The 14786-nt window shown below is 43.8% G+C and carries 13 protein-coding genes and 1 tRNA gene; all 14 read right to left on the bottom strand.

Features of this window, described 5'->3' with window-relative positions; all coding sequences use genetic code 11:
* Positions 1–287: 287 nt before the first annotated feature.
* A complete protein-coding gene (fusA, locus tag JXL83_05220; GenBank protein ID MBN2363511.1) occupies positions 288–2357 on the bottom strand; it encodes an elongation factor G in 2070 nt (689 codons plus the stop codon).
* Positions 2358–2456: 99 nt separating this feature from the next.
* The gene (rpsG, locus tag JXL83_05215; GenBank protein ID MBN2363510.1) at positions 2457–2930 is read right to left on the bottom strand and encodes a 30S ribosomal protein S7; all 474 of its coding nucleotides are present in this window, start codon (positions 2928–2930) and stop codon (positions 2457–2459) included.
* Between the two features lie 12 nt (positions 2931–2942).
* Positions 2943–3317, bottom strand: coding sequence for a 30S ribosomal protein S12 (locus tag JXL83_05210; protein ID MBN2363509.1), 375 nt, complete (start codon positions 3315–3317; stop codon positions 2943–2945).
* A gap of 39 nt (positions 3318–3356) precedes the next feature.
* Positions 3357–7532, bottom strand: a complete 4176-nt coding sequence (rpoC, locus tag JXL83_05205) for a DNA-directed RNA polymerase subunit beta' (protein MBN2363508.1) — start codon at positions 7530–7532, stop codon at positions 3357–3359.
* A gap of 22 nt (positions 7533–7554) precedes the next feature.
* Positions 7555–11358: a DNA-directed RNA polymerase subunit beta gene (gene rpoB / locus JXL83_05200; protein ID MBN2363507.1), complete on the bottom strand. Its 3804-nt coding sequence runs from the start codon at positions 11356–11358 to the stop codon at positions 7555–7557.
* A 118-nt stretch (positions 11359–11476) separates the two neighbouring features.
* Entirely contained in the window at positions 11477–11860 is a 384-nt protein-coding gene (gene rplL / locus JXL83_05195) for a 50S ribosomal protein L7/L12 (GenBank protein MBN2363506.1), read from the bottom strand.
* Positions 11861–11884: 24 nt separating this feature from the next.
* The gene (locus JXL83_05190; GenBank protein MBN2363505.1) at positions 11885–12403 is read right to left on the bottom strand and encodes a 50S ribosomal protein L10; all 519 of its coding nucleotides are present in this window, start codon (positions 12401–12403) and stop codon (positions 11885–11887) included.
* Positions 12404–12428: 25 nt separating this feature from the next.
* The gene (locus tag JXL83_05185) at positions 12429–13133 is read right to left on the bottom strand and encodes a 50S ribosomal protein L1 (GenBank protein ID MBN2363504.1); all 705 of its coding nucleotides are present in this window, start codon (positions 13131–13133) and stop codon (positions 12429–12431) included.
* Between the two features lies 1 nt (position 13134).
* Positions 13135–13575, bottom strand: coding sequence for a 50S ribosomal protein L11 (gene rplK / locus JXL83_05180; protein MBN2363503.1), 441 nt, complete (start codon positions 13573–13575; stop codon positions 13135–13137).
* Between the two features lie 14 nt (positions 13576–13589).
* Positions 13590–14219 (bottom strand): KOW motif-containing protein, encoded by a 630-nt coding sequence (locus JXL83_05175; GenBank protein MBN2363502.1) that lies wholly within the window; start codon positions 14217–14219, stop codon positions 13590–13592.
* A 2-nt stretch (positions 14220–14221) separates the two neighbouring features.
* A complete protein-coding gene (gene secE, locus JXL83_05170; protein ID MBN2363501.1) occupies positions 14222–14425 on the bottom strand; it encodes a preprotein translocase subunit SecE in 204 nt (67 codons plus the stop codon).
* Between the two features lie 30 nt (positions 14426–14455).
* Positions 14456–14529, bottom strand: a tRNA-Trp gene (locus JXL83_05165).
* A 1-nt stretch (position 14530) separates the two neighbouring features.
* A complete protein-coding gene (gene rpmG / locus JXL83_05160; protein ID MBN2363500.1) occupies positions 14531–14683 on the bottom strand; it encodes a 50S ribosomal protein L33 in 153 nt (50 codons plus the stop codon).
* 15 nt (positions 14684–14698) lie between these two features.
* Positions 14699–14786, bottom strand: an 88-nt coding sequence (locus JXL83_05155) for a hypothetical protein (protein MBN2363499.1), incomplete at its 5' end; no start/stop codon positions are given.

The raw sequence follows: 14786 nt of genomic DNA, 5'->3' as shown, positions 1-14786 counted from the left end.
TGATCTACATGGCCTATCGTGCCTATATTTAAATGAGGCTTCTTCCTCTCAAACTTCTCTTTCGCCATATCCCTCTCCTTTGTTGAACATAAAGTTGAGTTTTTATCTTCAAAGTATCACTAAATCGCCAATAGACCCAAAAATAGCTAATCCAATTAACTTATAAAAAATTATAACTTAATTCAGATAAATAGAATCCTTGCGGATGTAATCAAAAAGACTATGAATTTGACATATTTTTAAAATCCTGTCAAGCATATTTTATCTCTACAAGTCGAAACATAGCGTCAGTAACCGCGGATCTTTTTCATCAGGAAATCTTTATCGTGCTCAGACAGTTTTTCATATTTCAAAAACTGCATGGTGTAGCTTGCTTTTCCCTTGGTAAGGCTTCTTATGGCAGAGGCGTAGCCGAATGTTTTTGACAGCGGAACCTGTGCGTGAACGAGTTTGTATTTCTTTTTATCTTCGATGTGTGATATTTCCGCAGAGAGTGAATGAAGGCTTTTTATAACTTCACCAAAATAATCGTCCGGAACGAATATTTCCAGGTTCATGAGCGGCTCTAAAACAACAGGATCCGCCGCGGCGCAGGCCTTTTCGAAAACTTCTTCGAGCGAAGACAACACGACTGTCTCGTTGGCGTCTTCGTCGGTCTCTACATTCAGAAGTCTGCACTCAACACCCATTAAAGGAAATCCGGCGATAGGCCCTGGAAAATAATAACTTTTGAATTCTTCGGCGTATTCTTCGACGGCTTTTCTGACGGAATTATTTTCGTTGAATTTCCAATCCTTGGGAACTATGAAAACATTTTTGTGATTTTCAAGAGGTCTTACCTCAAGTGACACTCTCACGGTGTGTTTCTTTCCGCCAATATTCTTGATTATGTCCGAAGTCATTTTTTGCGTTTTACCTGTGCTTTCCCTGTAAGCCACTCTCGGATTTCCGAGTTTGACGGGAATTTTAAAATCACGTTTGAGTCTTTCGGCGAGAACATCAATATATAGTTCACCCATCCCTGAAATGATGAGTTGTCCGGTCTCTTTGTCCTCGGCAAATTTAAACGTCGGATCTTCCTGGGTAAAAAGATTGAGAGTTTCGCACAGTCTGTCAAAATGAGCCGAAGCCTTCGGTTCGACCGCTACAGATACTATCGGTTCGGGAAAAGTCGGTTCTTCAAGAAGAAAATCCCTGCTTTCTTCGCTCAGAGTATTTCCTGTGAAAGAGTTCTTCAGCCCCGTCACTCCTACTATGTCTCCCATCAAAGCGACATCTCTTTCGACTCTTTTGTCCGCGTATATTCTGAATATTTTTTGGACAACTTCATTTTTTGACGTTGTCAGATTTATTACCGTTTGTTTAGTCTTCAATTTCCCCTCGTAAACTCTTACGAAATGGACTTTTCCGACGTGCTCGTCAAGGATTATTTTAAAAACAAGACCGAGGAAGGGATTTTCCGGATCGAGAGTGATTTTCTTAGACCTGCCGTATTTTGCGGTGAGAACTTCAATCTCTTTTGCATCCAAAGGGGAAGGAAGATAATCCATCACTGCGTCGAGCAGCGGCTGAACGCCAACGTTCCTGCGCGAAGCCCCGCAGAGAACAGGGACAATTTTTCCCTGAATCGTCAATTTTCTGATTTCCGATTTGATGAGATCGTTGTCGGCGTCGCCTGAGTTTATGAACTGATCTGCTATCTCGTCGTTGAAATCGGAAAGATAATCTATTAGGAAATTTCTCTGGTTTTCAATTTCAGCGGTTGTTTTTTCGTCTGTAGCTTTAATTTCAAAACTTGAGCCGTCCGTCGAACGGTTCCAGACAAGGATTTTTCTCTCTATCACGTCAGCCACACCCGTAAAATTTTCTTCGTACCCGTAAGGAATGTTGACTATGAGGGGAAACTGCGAAAACTTCTCTTTTATTTCGTTGACGACGGATTTGAAATCCGCTCCGATTCTGTCAAGTTTGTTAACATAGACTATTCTCGGTGTTTTATATTTATCGGCCTGATGCCATACAGTTTCAGACTGGGATTCCACGCCTTCGACCGCGCTGAAAATCACAACAGATCCGTCCAGAACTCTCAAAGATCTTTCGACTTCACCAGTGAAATCAACATGACCTGGAGTGTCTATGATGTTTATGTTTGCTTTTTTCCACAAAAGGGAAACGACTGCAGAAGTGATGGTTATCCCTCTTTCTTTCTCCTGATCGAGATAATCCGTAGTCGCACTTCCCTCGTCTACTTCACCCATTTTGTGCGTCTTTCCGGAATAAAACAGCATTCTTTCGGTCGTAGTCGTCTTACCCGCGTCTATGTGGGCTATTATGCCTATATTTCTAATACTTCTCATAATTTGCTAAAACAATCCGTCCGTTAAAAAAACCGGCAGCACGTCTTGGTCTTCCCGTTATGCTGCCGCTTATTAGTTTTCTGAGTTAAAGGTAAAAAATTACCACATGTAGCTGGCAAAAGCTTTGTTGGCTTCAGCCATCTTGTGAGTATCTTCTTTTTTCTTTATCGCGGTTCCCTCTTTGTTGCTCGCGGCTATAAATTCTGCTGCAAGTCTTTCCTTCATAGTTTTCTCGCTTCTCGCTCTGGCCGAACTGAGAAGCCATCTTATCGCAAGCGCTATTCGTCTGTTTGTGGGAACATCCACGGGAATCTGATATGTCGCGCCGCCTATTCTCCTCGGTTTTACTTCTATAGTCGGTTTGACGTTATTGACAGCCTTTTCGAAAATTTCTATGGGATCGGCGATTTTAAGTTTCTGAGCGACAATGTCTAGAGCGCCGTACACTATTGTTTCGGCCGTTCCCTTTTTACCTCTCTTCATCACGACGTTGACGAATTTACTTACGAGTTCACTGTTGAAATTCGGATCTGGCGGTATGATTCTTTTATACGTTTTGTGTTTTCTGGACATCGGTTCCTCCGGTTATTTCTTTGCCTTTTTTGTCCCGTAAAGAGATCTACTTTGCTTGCGGCCCTCGACGCCCGCTGAGTCGAGAACACCTCTGACAATGTGATATCTGACGCCCGGAAGATCCTTCACCCTTCCACCTCTGATCAAGACTGTGGAATGTTCCTGGAGGTTATGACCTTCACCGGGTATGTACGCGGTGACTTCATAACCGTTGCTGAGTCTCACGCGAGCAACTTTTCTGAGAGCCGAATTGGGTTTTTTCGGGCTCGTCGTATATACTCTGACGCAAACACCTCTCTTCTGGGGGCATTTGGTCAGCGCGGGTGCTTTTGTCTTCTTGACTATTTTCTTTCTTCCTTTTCTCACGAGCTGATTTATCGTGGGCATTGTTTCCTCCAAAAAAGTAAATTTATAATATTTCGTTTTCTATTTCTGTTCTTCTGTACTCAGTATAACGACAGAGTCCTCTTTCTTTTCTTCGACGTCTTCCTCGCCTTCGACCCTTATGGCTCTGTAAATTCTCAAACCTGTGCCCGCAGGTATCAAATTGCCGACTATGACGTTTTCTTTGATCCCTTCCAGAGTGTCTCTCTTACCTTCAATGGCAGCCGATGTCAACACTTTTGTTGTTTCCTGGAAACTCGCCGCCGATATAAAACTCTCTGCCGTCAAAGCAGTTTTGGTCACACCCAGCAGTATGTATCTGTAAGTCGCCGGTTTTCCTCCGGCTTTTAATATTCTGTTATTTTCAAACGTAACAGTTTTGCTGTCAACTATTTCGCCCTCTATGAGATTTGTGTCCCCCGAATCTTCAATTTTTACCCTTCTCAGAAGTTGTCTGATAATAAGAGCTATATGACGATCGGCTATTTTAACTCCCTGGAGCCTGTATACTTCCTGTACTTCGTTGAGAAGAAATTCCTGAACCGCGAGAGGCCCTTTAGCCTGAAGTATATCCGGAGGGTATACTTGTCCGTCTGTGAGTTTTTCTCCTCCTTCAACGAATTGTCCTTCGTGAACAAGTATGTGTTTACCGTATGGAACCACGTATTCTTTATCGTCACCCACTTCACTGACGATTTTTATGGCTTTGGCTCCTTTTGTCGTGTCCATAAATTTGACTTCTCCCCTGATTTCCGAAATTATTGCCGCATTTTTGGGTCTTCTCATTTCGAAGAGCTCTTCAACTCTAGGCAATCCTGCAGTTATGTCCCTGCTTCTGCTGCTTTCTCTCGGAATTTTACCGATTATGTCTCCGGGAGTGACCCTCTTTCCATTCTCGACAATGATATAAGTTCCGATAGGGACCAAAGCGACCTGTTTTTTTCTGCTGGTCTCTGAAGGTTCAATTTCCAGTGCCGGAATAAGACCTCTTTCTTTATGCTCGACAACGAGAACCTGCTTTTCTCCGGTTTGCGGATGAGTTTCATATCTCATGGTCAGGTTATCAATAAGGTCTTTGTACCTGACTATACCGTTAGTTTCGGACAGTATAGGATCGGAAAAAGGATCCCATTCATAGAGAGGTGTGTCCGTGTCTACGTAAGCCCCCTCTACGGCCAAAAGCACGGAACCGTGAGGTATCTTGTGAGTCACTTCGCGTTCTCTGCCCTTGATTATAATTTCTCCGTTACGTGAGATGACTATCCTTTTTTCGTCAATATCTCGTTTTATGGTTTTAACTTTCTGAAACTTGACCGCTCCGGTGATTATTGATTTTACGATGGATTGCTGTGCTATACGAGTGGCGGTTCCTCCGATGTGGAATGTTCTCAGAGTAAGCTGTGTGCCTGGTTCTCCTATTGACTGTGCGGCAATAATTCCGACGGCTTCGCCTATGGAAACCGTTTTCCCCGTCGAAAGATCTTTTCCATAGCACTTCTGGCATAAACCTTTCTCTGCTTCACAAGTCAAAACCGATCTGATTTTTACTTTGCTTATATTTCTGTACTCAATTTTGAGCGCGAGTTCTTTTGACATCACTTCACCTTCATGGACTATCACTTCGTGAGTCTGCGGGTCCTCTATGTCGTCGAGGGCAAATCTTCCCTCGATTCTGTCAGACAGAGGTTCAATAATTTCTCCGCCTTCTGTCAGAGCCTGCATTTCAAGTCCTTTTATTGTCCCGCAGTCAGGTTCCGTAATTATCACATCCTGAGCGACATCGATCAGCCTTCTCGTCAGATAACCGGCTTCCGAAGTCTTCAACGCCGTATCTGTCAGCCCCTTTCTCGCTCCGTGAGACGAAATGAAGTATTCGAGCACCTTCAATCCCTCTTTGAAATTCGACAGCACAGGGGATTCAATGATCTCTCCTTTTTGACCCGTGATCTTTTTTTGAGGTCGAGTCATTAATCCTCTCACACCCGCAAGCTGTCTGACCTGTTCCCTGCTTCCTCTTGCGCCGGAATTGACCATCATGTAAATCGGATTGAAACCTTTTCTGTCCGCTTGAAAGGTTTCTATCATGCGTTCTTCAACTTCGTTTGTAGCTTTGGTCCACGCTTCTATTGTTCTCTGGTATTTTTCATTCTCGGTGATTTCACCCTTTTTGAAATTGTCTCTGATTTTATCTACTTCAGTCTGTGTTCTTTTCAAAATCGAAGGTCTTTCAGGTGTATCAACAAGATCATACATGCCGAAAGTCACACCGGAGAAAGTGGCGAAATGAAATCCGAGATCCTTTAAGTCGTCCAAAAACTTTGCGGTTCTCTCGTTGCCGAACATATAATTGACGTTGGCAATAATTCCGGCGAGTATTTTCTTTTCAATGACTATATTATAAAACGGCATTCCTTCAGGCAGTATCTGATTGAATATGACTCTTCCGGGGGTCGTTGTTATTATTTCCTTGGTTACGACCCTGTCTTCGTCCCTTCCTTTTTCATTAACTCCGATTATTCTTCCGGCGACGGGATATTTTATATGTGCGTGAAGGTCGAGATCGCTGAATTCCCGCGCCATGTCTATCTCTTCAACACTGGAAAAATGTTTGCCCTCGCCTTCGGCCTTCTCTTTTCCTTTCGTAAGATAATATATTCCTAGAACCAAGTCTTTCGTTGGAGCCACAATGGGAGCACCGTTGGATGGAGAAAGAAGGTTGTTCGAGGACATCATAAGAAGATAGGCTTCGGCCTGGGCTTCATATGACAGCGGAAGATGGACAGCCATCTGATCGCCGTCAAAGTCGGCGTTGAAAGCCGTGCAGACCAGCGGATGAACCTGAATGGCTTTCTCGTCAATCAATACCGGCTGAAAAGCCTGAATGCCGAGTCTGTGCAATGTCGGAGCTCTGTTGAGCATCACGGGATGATCCTTAACGATTTCCTCGAGTATGCTCCATACTTCAGGGGACCCCTTTTCCAGGAGTCTCTCCGCTCCTTTTATTGATTGAGCGTGTCCTCTCTCCTCCAGTTTCCGGATTATGAACGGTTTGTAAAGTTCGAGTGCTATCTCTTTCGGAAGCCCGCATTGATGGATTTTGAGCTTCGGGCCGACAACTATTACTGATCTTCCCGAGTAGTCAACCCTTTTTCCGAGAAGATTTGATCTGAACCTGCCTTGCTTTCCTTTCAGCACGTCCGCAAGAGATCTTAGCGGTTTATTGCCTTTCCCCCTGACGTTCTTCGCTCTCCTCGAATTGTCAAAAAGAGCATCCACGGCGTCTTGAAGCATTCTCATTTCATTTCTTATAATTATATCGGGAGCTTTTATGTTTATGAGACTTTTCAGCCTGTTATTCCTCGAGATCACCCGCCGGTAAAGATCGTTCAAATCGCTTGATGCGAATCTTCCCCCGTCGAGAGCTACGAGAGGTCTCAATTCAGGAGGAATCACAGGGATTACAGTCAGGATCATGTCTTCAGGATGATTGCTTGAATTCCGAAAAGCTTCAACAACTTTCAGTCTTTTCAGCATCTTGGTTTTGGCGTCTTCGGATTTTTCTATTTTAATTCTGGATCTCAGATCTGCCGTCAGTTTTTCAAGGTCCAGGTCCTGCAGAGCTTCTCTGATTCCTTCTCCTCCTATTCCGAGCTTCAGGCTTTTGAAGAGGCCTTCTTCAACTTTTTCTTCAATCTCGCTTTTTTGTTCTTCTGAAAGAAAGCCTCCTTTTTTGACAGCGTACGGATTGTCATCGCCGAGATTTCCCGGGTTTAAAACAATGTAGGCTTCGTAAAACAATACTCTCTGAAGCATGTCCTGCGTCATGTTCAAAAGAAGAGCTATTCTGCTCGGTGTCACTTTATAAAACCATATATGCGCAACGGGTACCGCGAGTTCGATGTGTCCCATCCTCTCTCTTCTGCTTTTCGAGCTCGTAACTTCCACTCCGCATCTTTCGCAGACAACGCCTCTGTATCTTACGTGTTTGTATTTTCCGCAGTTACATTCAAAATCCTTAACGGGTCCGAATATTTTTTCGCAAAAGAGTCCGCCCGGCTCGGGTTTTTGCGTCCTGTAATTTATTGTCTCGGAATTTATGACTTCGCCGTTAGACCAGTCACGAATAACAGTAGGCGAGGCAACACTCAATTTCAGCAAATCTATACTTAGGTCTGCGTTCTGGTCCTTCTGCGATCTTGAAAAATAGTTGTATTTCAATTTACCTCCTCAAGAGATAAAACTACTTTTTGTTCTGTTTCGATTTTGATTTGCCTTTTTCAATTTCAACGTTCATGCAAAGTCCGTTCAGCTCTTTTACGAGAACATTGAAAGATGCCGGCAATCCGGGTTCGGGCGGATTATCACCCTTTATTATGCTTTCATACATTTTAGTTCTGCCGCTTATGTCATCGGATTTAACAGTCAGCATTTCCTGAAGAGTGTAAGCGGCTCCGTATGCTTCGAGCGCCCACACTTCCATTTCTCCGAATCTCTGCCCTCCGAAATGAGCCTTTCCCCCGAGCGGTTGCTGTGTGATCATCGAGTACGGACCGATGCTTCTGGCATGGATTTTGTCGTCTACCATGTGCCCCAGTTTCAGCATATACATGTATCCGACTGTGATTTCGCCGTCAATAACCTGACCCGAAATACCGTCGTGCAGTGCGACTTTTCCGGATTTTGGAAGTTCGGCTTTTTCCAGAAGACCCTCGATTTCTTTTACTGAAATTCCGTCAAATACCGGCGTCGCGATTTTTATGTTAAGTTTTTTAGCCGCCCATCCCAAATGCGTTTCGAGAACCTGTCCTATGTTCATTCGGGACGGAACGCCGAGAGGATTGAGTATTACGTCCACGGGTGTTCCGTCTTCCATATAGGGCATGTCCTCTTCCGGGACAATTATGGATACTACGCCTTTATTACCGTGTCTTCCTGACATTTTGTCTCCTACAGACAGCTTCCTTTTTTCTGCCACGTAGACGTCTATTCTTTTCAATAATCCGTGAGGTAGATCGTCACCTTGTCTTAGTACTTCGACTTCGTTGTTTCTCAGCCTTTCGAACTCTTCTATTATGTTATTGGACTCAGTGAGTATTTTAGAGAGAGTCAACATGTCTCCCTTGGCTGAATCAGGAACTGCTATTTCGTCCCATTCCGTGTCTTTGATCATTTTTGCAGTGATCTTCTTGCCGCGCTGGATTACGACAGATCCCTGCATATCAAGAATGCCGTCAGGCAGAACAGTTCCGTCGAAAAGCTGAACAAGTTTTTCCAGTCTCTGTTTTTTATGTTCCTCTATCCGTTTGTTGTAGTTCTCTTCGATTTCTCTGATCTTTTTTTCGTTTGCTTTCTTTTCGTTGGCTGATTGAGTTTTGCGGCTCAGTTGGTGAACGTCTATGACGACTCCCTGAACTCCCGGCGGAACTCTCAGCGACGTATCCCTCACATCGGCTGCTTTTTCACCGAAAATAGCCTTTAAAAGTTTCTCTTGCGGAGTCAATTCGGTTTCACCCTTTGGAGTGACTTTTCCGACAAGGATATCGTCCGGACCGACTTCGGCTCCTATCCTGATTACGCCGTTTTCGTCGAGGTTTCTTGTGGCATCCTCTCCGACGTTCGGAACTTCTCTTGTAATTTCCTCGGGACCCAGCTTTGTTTCCCTGACTTCTACGTTGAACTTATTAATGGTTACTGATGTGAATACATCCTCTTTTATGAGTCTTTCACTGATTATTATAGCGTCTTCAAAATTGTAGCCTCTCCAGGACATTAGAGCTACAAGTACGTTTCTGCCGAGGGCAAGTTCGCCGCCGTCTGAAGAGGAGCTGTCGGCTATGACCTGACCCTCTTTCACTTTGTCTCCTACATTGACTATGGGTCTTTGATTTACAGAAGAGTTTTGATTGGTCATTTTGTATTTCTGTAGTTTATATACGTCGAGGTCTTTTTCTCCGAAAACCAGAAGGGAAGTTTTATCCGGCTGAATTCTAATTTCCTCTGAATTCACGAAAACAACTTCGCCTTTTCTTTTTGCTGTCAATACGGTCTGCGAATCTTTTGCGACCGTTCTTTCCAAACCGGTTCCAACAAGAGGTGATTCCGGTCTGATAAGGGGGACCGCCTGCCTCTGCATATTCGATCCCATCAGAGCTCTGTTGGCTTCGTCGTGCTCCATGAAAGGTATTAGCGCGGCCGAAATGCTCAGTAATTGAGTCGGATAAGCGTCCATGTAATCAACTTGATCTCTGGCCACAACAGGATAATCGTCCATGTATCTGGTTACGAGCTCATGATTTGTCAATTTTCCGTTGTTATCAATCGGTTCGTTCGCTTGAGCTATGATCTTTTTGTCTTCCGGATGCGGAGACATATATTCTATTATGTCAGTCAGTTTCCCTTTTTCAACTTTTCTGTAAGGAGTCTCAATGAAGCCGTATTCGTTTATTTTTGAGTATATCGCCAGAGACGTTATCAATCCTATGTTGGGACCTTCCGGAGTCTCTATAGGGCAGAGTCTTCCGTAATGTGAATGATGGACATCTCTTACCTCAAATCCGGCAGTATCTCTGGTAAGCCCATCCGGCCCCAATGCGCTCAGCCTCCTCTTGTGTGTCATTTCAGCAAGCGGGTTTGTCTGCTCCATGTATTGCGACAGCTGACTGAGGCCAAAAAAAGCCATGAGAGTGCTCGTCACATATCTCGAGTTGACAAGCATCTGCGGAACTATTTTTTTCGGATCGCTTTCGAGAATGAATCTGTCTTTGACTCCTTTTACTACCCTTATCATGGCAGTGTTGAACTGATCGGCGAGCAACTCTCCTACCCTTCTGACCTGTCTGTTTCCCAGATGATCTATGTCGTCTACGTCGAGTCCCTTGTTTTTGTCGAGCAATCCGAACAGATAATCCATTATGTGGACGAAATCTTCCGAGCAAAGAGAAAGCGTTTCTTCATTCGGTGTTTTTCCGAGTTTGTCCTTCATCATCTTTCTTCCTACTGCCCCGAGGTTGTATCTTTTGGGAGAGAAATACATGCTGTTTATGTAATCGATTGCGGCTTCAGGATTAACCGGATCAGTGCCTCTTTGAAATTTAAAAATATATTCAGCCGATTCTTCTTTAGACAGTCTCTTTTTGACTTTTGCAAATGTTTTTTTCATGACTTCGAGGGCGGGAATGTTATCGTCCTTAACCAGCAGCAACTCTTTTTTACCGAAAAGATTAAGCATGTCCAGTGAACCGGAAGTGAGTTCGGAACCTGAAAAAAGGACAACTTCTCCCGAATTTGGATCTGTTATGTCTTCGACAGTAACTCTCCCGATCAATTTCTCGGCTTGTTTACCTGTGAAATTCGAGATTTTTACCGTTTCTGATCCGAAAAAACGCTCCAAAATTTGACCGGGATCGCCAAGTCCTATTGCCTGAAGCCAGATCGTCAGAGGAAAATGCCTTCTCCTGTCAAGACTTATGTTCAAAATCTCATTGTGATCCAGATTGATGTCTATCCACGTTCCTTTTTGAGGAATTATCTGGGCGACAATAAGCATTTTTCCCGTGTGATGGTATTCGACATTAAAAAACACACCCGGACTTCTGTGGAGCTGAGAGACTATAACCCTTTCCACTCCGTTGATAATAAAACTCGCCTTTTCTGTCATCATGGGCAGATCGCAAAGGAACACGTCCTGCTCGCGAATTTCCTCAATGGCTTCGTTTTTCTTGTCTTTTATGGCTATTTGCAGTTTGAGTTTCAAGGGAGCCGAATACGTCTTGCCTTTTCGAATACATTCGTCTGGATTGTATTTTGGCGGTTCTATTTCATAATTGACGAATCTCAATTCGCATCTGCCCTGCTGATCCTCGATGGGAAAGAATTCTTCCAAAACAGCCTGAAGCCCTGTTTTTTTTCTCTTGCTCTGGGGCACGTTTTTCTGAATAAATTTCGCGAAAGATTCTTTCTGAACATCGAGAAGGTCAGGTATAGGCAAAGGTGAAGTCAATTTACCGTAGTTTACTCTTTCACCTTTTGTCAATTTTACCTCCATGAAAAATAAAGAAAGACAGATTTAAAAGAAAGAAACATCTCAGGGAATCAAAGTCCCTGAGACATTTCCCGACATCCGAACAAGTAACATCAAGTCATTCAGAATTATTATGACTCTATTACTTTATTTCTATGACAGCTCCTGCGCTTTCGAGTTGTTTCTTCATTTCTTCAGCCTCTTTCTTCGAAACCTGTTCTTTAATTTTTGCGGGGACGCCTTCTACAAGGTCCTTTGCTTCTTTAAGTCCCAGGCCCGTTATCGCTCTAACTTCCTTGATCACAGGGATTTTTTTATCGCCGTATTCTTTCAGTATTACGTCAAATTCCGTTTTTTCTTCCTGCTCTTCAGCGGCCTGGGAAGGACCGGCGCCCGCCGCCATCTGAACGACAGGAGCCGCGGCTGAAACACCGAACACTGTTTCCATTTCTTTTATAAGTTCAGACAGTTCCATAACCGTCAAACCTTTAACAAGTTCCAATATTTGCTTGGTAGCCTCAGACATCGAATACCTCCCTATTTTGTTTTCTTATTTTTCTTTGCTGTCTTTTATTGAACTTAAAATCCTCAGAAAACCTGACAATATGTTATTGCCTACGAACATGAATCCAGTTATTGGAGCCGCCAGAGTACCGGCGAGTTGTCCGAGAAGAGCTTCTTTTGGCGGAAGATCCGCAATTCTGTTTATTTCTTCCCTGGTCACGAGCTTACCTTCAAGGAAACCGCCTTTTATTATGGGAAAACCCATTTCTGCGAAGCTCTCTTTGATTATCTTTGCCGGCATTACCGGATCCTTATAACTGAACGCCACAGCAGTTGGTCCGGTAAGGAGATCATCCATGCCGGAATATCCGCTGTTGTTAAGGGCGATTTTTGTCATTGTGTTCTTGACGACCTTGAAACTCAACCCGGCATCTCTGACTTTTTTCCGGAACGAGGTCATTTGAGCGACGGTCATCCCTTTATAATCGCTGATATATATAGCTTTAGCCTCTTTTATGCTCTTTGTCAGGTCCTGGACCTGGCTTATTTTTTCCTTTGTTGCCATTTTCCACTCCTTGCTTGTACCAGTATCAGCGCTGGGGCTGAATCAAATCAGCCGCATTTATTTTAACGCTCGGACCCATTGTTGGACTGAGATAAACCGATTTGATGTAGGTACCCTTGACCGAAGACGGTTTACTCTTTATAAGTTCCCTGAAAAACTCACTGACGTTTTCGAAAAGATTTTCTGCTGAAAATGATGTCTTTCCCACGGGTACGTTAATGTTTCCGGACTTGTCGTTTTTAAACTCGATCCTTCCTTTTTTTATCTCTTCGACGACTTCTTTGACATTCATCGTGACTGTGCCGAGTTTAGGATTGGGCATTAGTCCTCTCGGCCCGAGGATCTTTCCAAGCATGCCGACTTTTCCCATCATCTGCGGTACTGCGACGACAGCGTTAAAATCAAGCCAGTTCTCTTTCTGGATTTTTTCAATATATTCATCCGCGCCTACATAATCGGCGCCTGCATCTTTGGCTTCCTGTGCTTTTTCGGTTCCGGCGAAAACGAGAACTTTGACTTTTTTTCCGGTGCCGTGCGGAAGAACGACGCTTCCCCTGACCAGCTGATCCGATTTTCTCGGATCTATGCCGAGTTTCACGGAAACTTCGAGAGTTTCGTCGAATTTGGCGTTAGCCATGCTTTTTGCTTTCTCAACCCCTTCCTTGAGAGAAAAATCTTCTTTCGAGGAATGGTCTTTTTTGAGATTGTCGTATCTTTTTCCGTGTTTCATTTCATCCTTCTTCCACTAATATTCCCATGCTTCTCGCGGTTCCCCTGACCATGCTCATGGCTTTTTCAACTGATCCCGCTGTCATGTCCTGATGTTTTTTTTCAGCTATGGCTCTGACATCTTTAGCCGATACTGTGGCCACTTTTATTTTGTTTGGTTCTCCGGAACCTTTTGCAATTTTAACGCTTTTTTTCAAAAGAACCGCCACCGGAGGTGATTTGACTTCAAAAGAAAAAGTTTTGTCTTTGTAAACCGTAATCACGGTGGGTAAAGGCAGCGGATCCTGTCCGCCGGTTCTCGCGTTAAAAGTCTTTATGAATTCGGGAATATTGACGCCGGCCTGACCCAAAGCCGGTCCCAAAGGAGGAGCCGGAGTCGCTTGACCAGCAGGTATCTGCAGCTTGATTACTGCCTGTATTTGTTTTTTCTTAGCCTTTGCCATCGAGGTCCCCTTTTTTAAACTGGTTGAGCGTCTATGAAATCAACTTCAACCGGTGTAGATCTTCCGAATATAGTGACAACAACTTTTAATCTCTGTTTTTCTTCGTTCACGTTTTCCACGACTCCGATAAAATCCGAAAACGGACCGCTTACTATCTTCACACTGTCGTTTACGGCAAATGGAGCAGTGAGTTTAACGATTTTGTCGCCTTCTTCCCTCAGCTGCTTGAGTTCACCCTCTTCGAGGCCTTTGAGTGGTATAGGATTCTTGCCTCCGAGAAAACTGATGACATTGGGTAGATCAGAAATCATGCTGATCACCTCTTTTTCCGGTCTCATCCTGATAAAAATATAACCGGGATAAAGGTTTTTCGGCTTCACGACTCTTTTCACGGATTTACTGCTTCTTATAACTTTTGAACTCTTCTTTATCGGTGTGTAAACTTCGTGAATGTTTTTACCTATTTCAGCATTTTCCTTAACCATTTCCAGTATCATTTTTTCAACTTTTTTTTCGGAACCCGAATAGACGTGTATGGTGAACCATTTAGCCTCGGCATCTTCCACGAGGTCTTCGACAGGTTTTTCCGCCGCGTTTTCGGAACCGTCTTGTTTTAAATCTTCAGAGGTTTCTTCGTGATCCATTTCTACCTTACAATCAAACTTACGAGAGTCGTGAAAATTCTATCGAAAATCCCTACGAACACCGCGAGCATTATCGACACGAAAATTACGACCATCGTCGAATCCCAAAGTTCCTGTTTTGAGGGCCAAGATACTCTGCCCAGCTCCTGTTTGGATTCAAAAAGAAAATTTTTCATCTTTTTGAATATTTGCAAAACAGCCTTCATTAGGTTTCCTTCCGACAAAAAGTTAATTTTCAGGCCTGGCAGGATTCGAACCTGCAACCACCGGATTTGGAGTCCGACGCTCTACCAATTAGAGCTACAGGCCTATTATTTTGTTTCTTTGTGTCCGACTCTTTTGTTGCAAAAAGAGCAGAATTTCTTGAACTCTACCCTGCCTGTGTGTTTCTTTTTGTTTTTCTTCGTCGTGTAATTTCTTCTCTTGCATTGACCGCAAGCCAGAACAATTATCTCTCTCGGCATTTTATTCGTCCTTGTTTATTCCAATATTTCCGTGACTACGCCTGCGCCTACGGTCTTTCCGCCTTCCCTTATGGCGAATCTGAGTCCTTTTTCCATCGCAACC

It is taken from the genome of candidate division WOR-3 bacterium (assembly GCA_016934535.1).
Lineage (GTDB): Bacteria > SDB-A > SDB-A > SDB-A > SDB-A > JAFGIG01.
Note: the sequence above shows the minus strand (reverse complement) of the source record. Positions and strands in the feature narration are given on the sequence as shown.

Coding starts and splice junctions, on each gene's coding strand:
- fusA (MBN2363511.1), bottom strand. CDS start 2,357: ATGAGAAGTATTAGAAATATAGGCATAATAGCCCACATAGACGCGGGT.
- rpsG (MBN2363510.1), bottom strand. CDS start 2,930: ATGTCCAGAAAACACAAAACGTATAAAAGAATCATACCGCCAGATCCG.
- JXL83_05210 (MBN2363509.1), bottom strand. CDS start 3,317: ATGCCCACGATAAATCAGCTCGTGAGAAAAGGAAGAAAGAAAATAGTC.
- rpoB (MBN2363507.1), bottom strand. CDS start 11,358: ATGGAGGTAAAATTGACAAAAGGTGAAAGAGTAAACTACGGTAAATTG.
- rplL (MBN2363506.1), bottom strand. CDS start 11,860: ATGTCTGAGGCTACCAAGCAAATATTGGAACTTGTTAAAGGTTTGACG.
- JXL83_05190 (MBN2363505.1), bottom strand. CDS start 12,403: ATGGCAACAAAGGAAAAAATAAGCCAGGTCCAGGACCTGACAAAGAGC.
- JXL83_05185 (MBN2363504.1), bottom strand. CDS start 13,133: ATGAAACACGGAAAAAGATACGACAATCTCAAAAAAGACCATTCCTCG.
- rplK (MBN2363503.1), bottom strand. CDS start 13,575: ATGGCAAAGGCTAAGAAAAAACAAATACAGGCAGTAATCAAGCTGCAG.
- JXL83_05175 (MBN2363502.1), bottom strand. CDS start 14,219: ATGGATCACGAAGAAACCTCTGAAGATTTAAAACAAGACGGTTCCGAA.
- secE (MBN2363501.1), bottom strand. CDS start 14,425: ATGAAGGCTGTTTTGCAAATATTCAAAAAGATGAAAAATTTTCTTTTT.
- rpmG (MBN2363500.1), bottom strand. CDS start 14,683: ATGCCGAGAGAGATAATTGTTCTGGCTTGCGGTCAATGCAAGAGAAGA.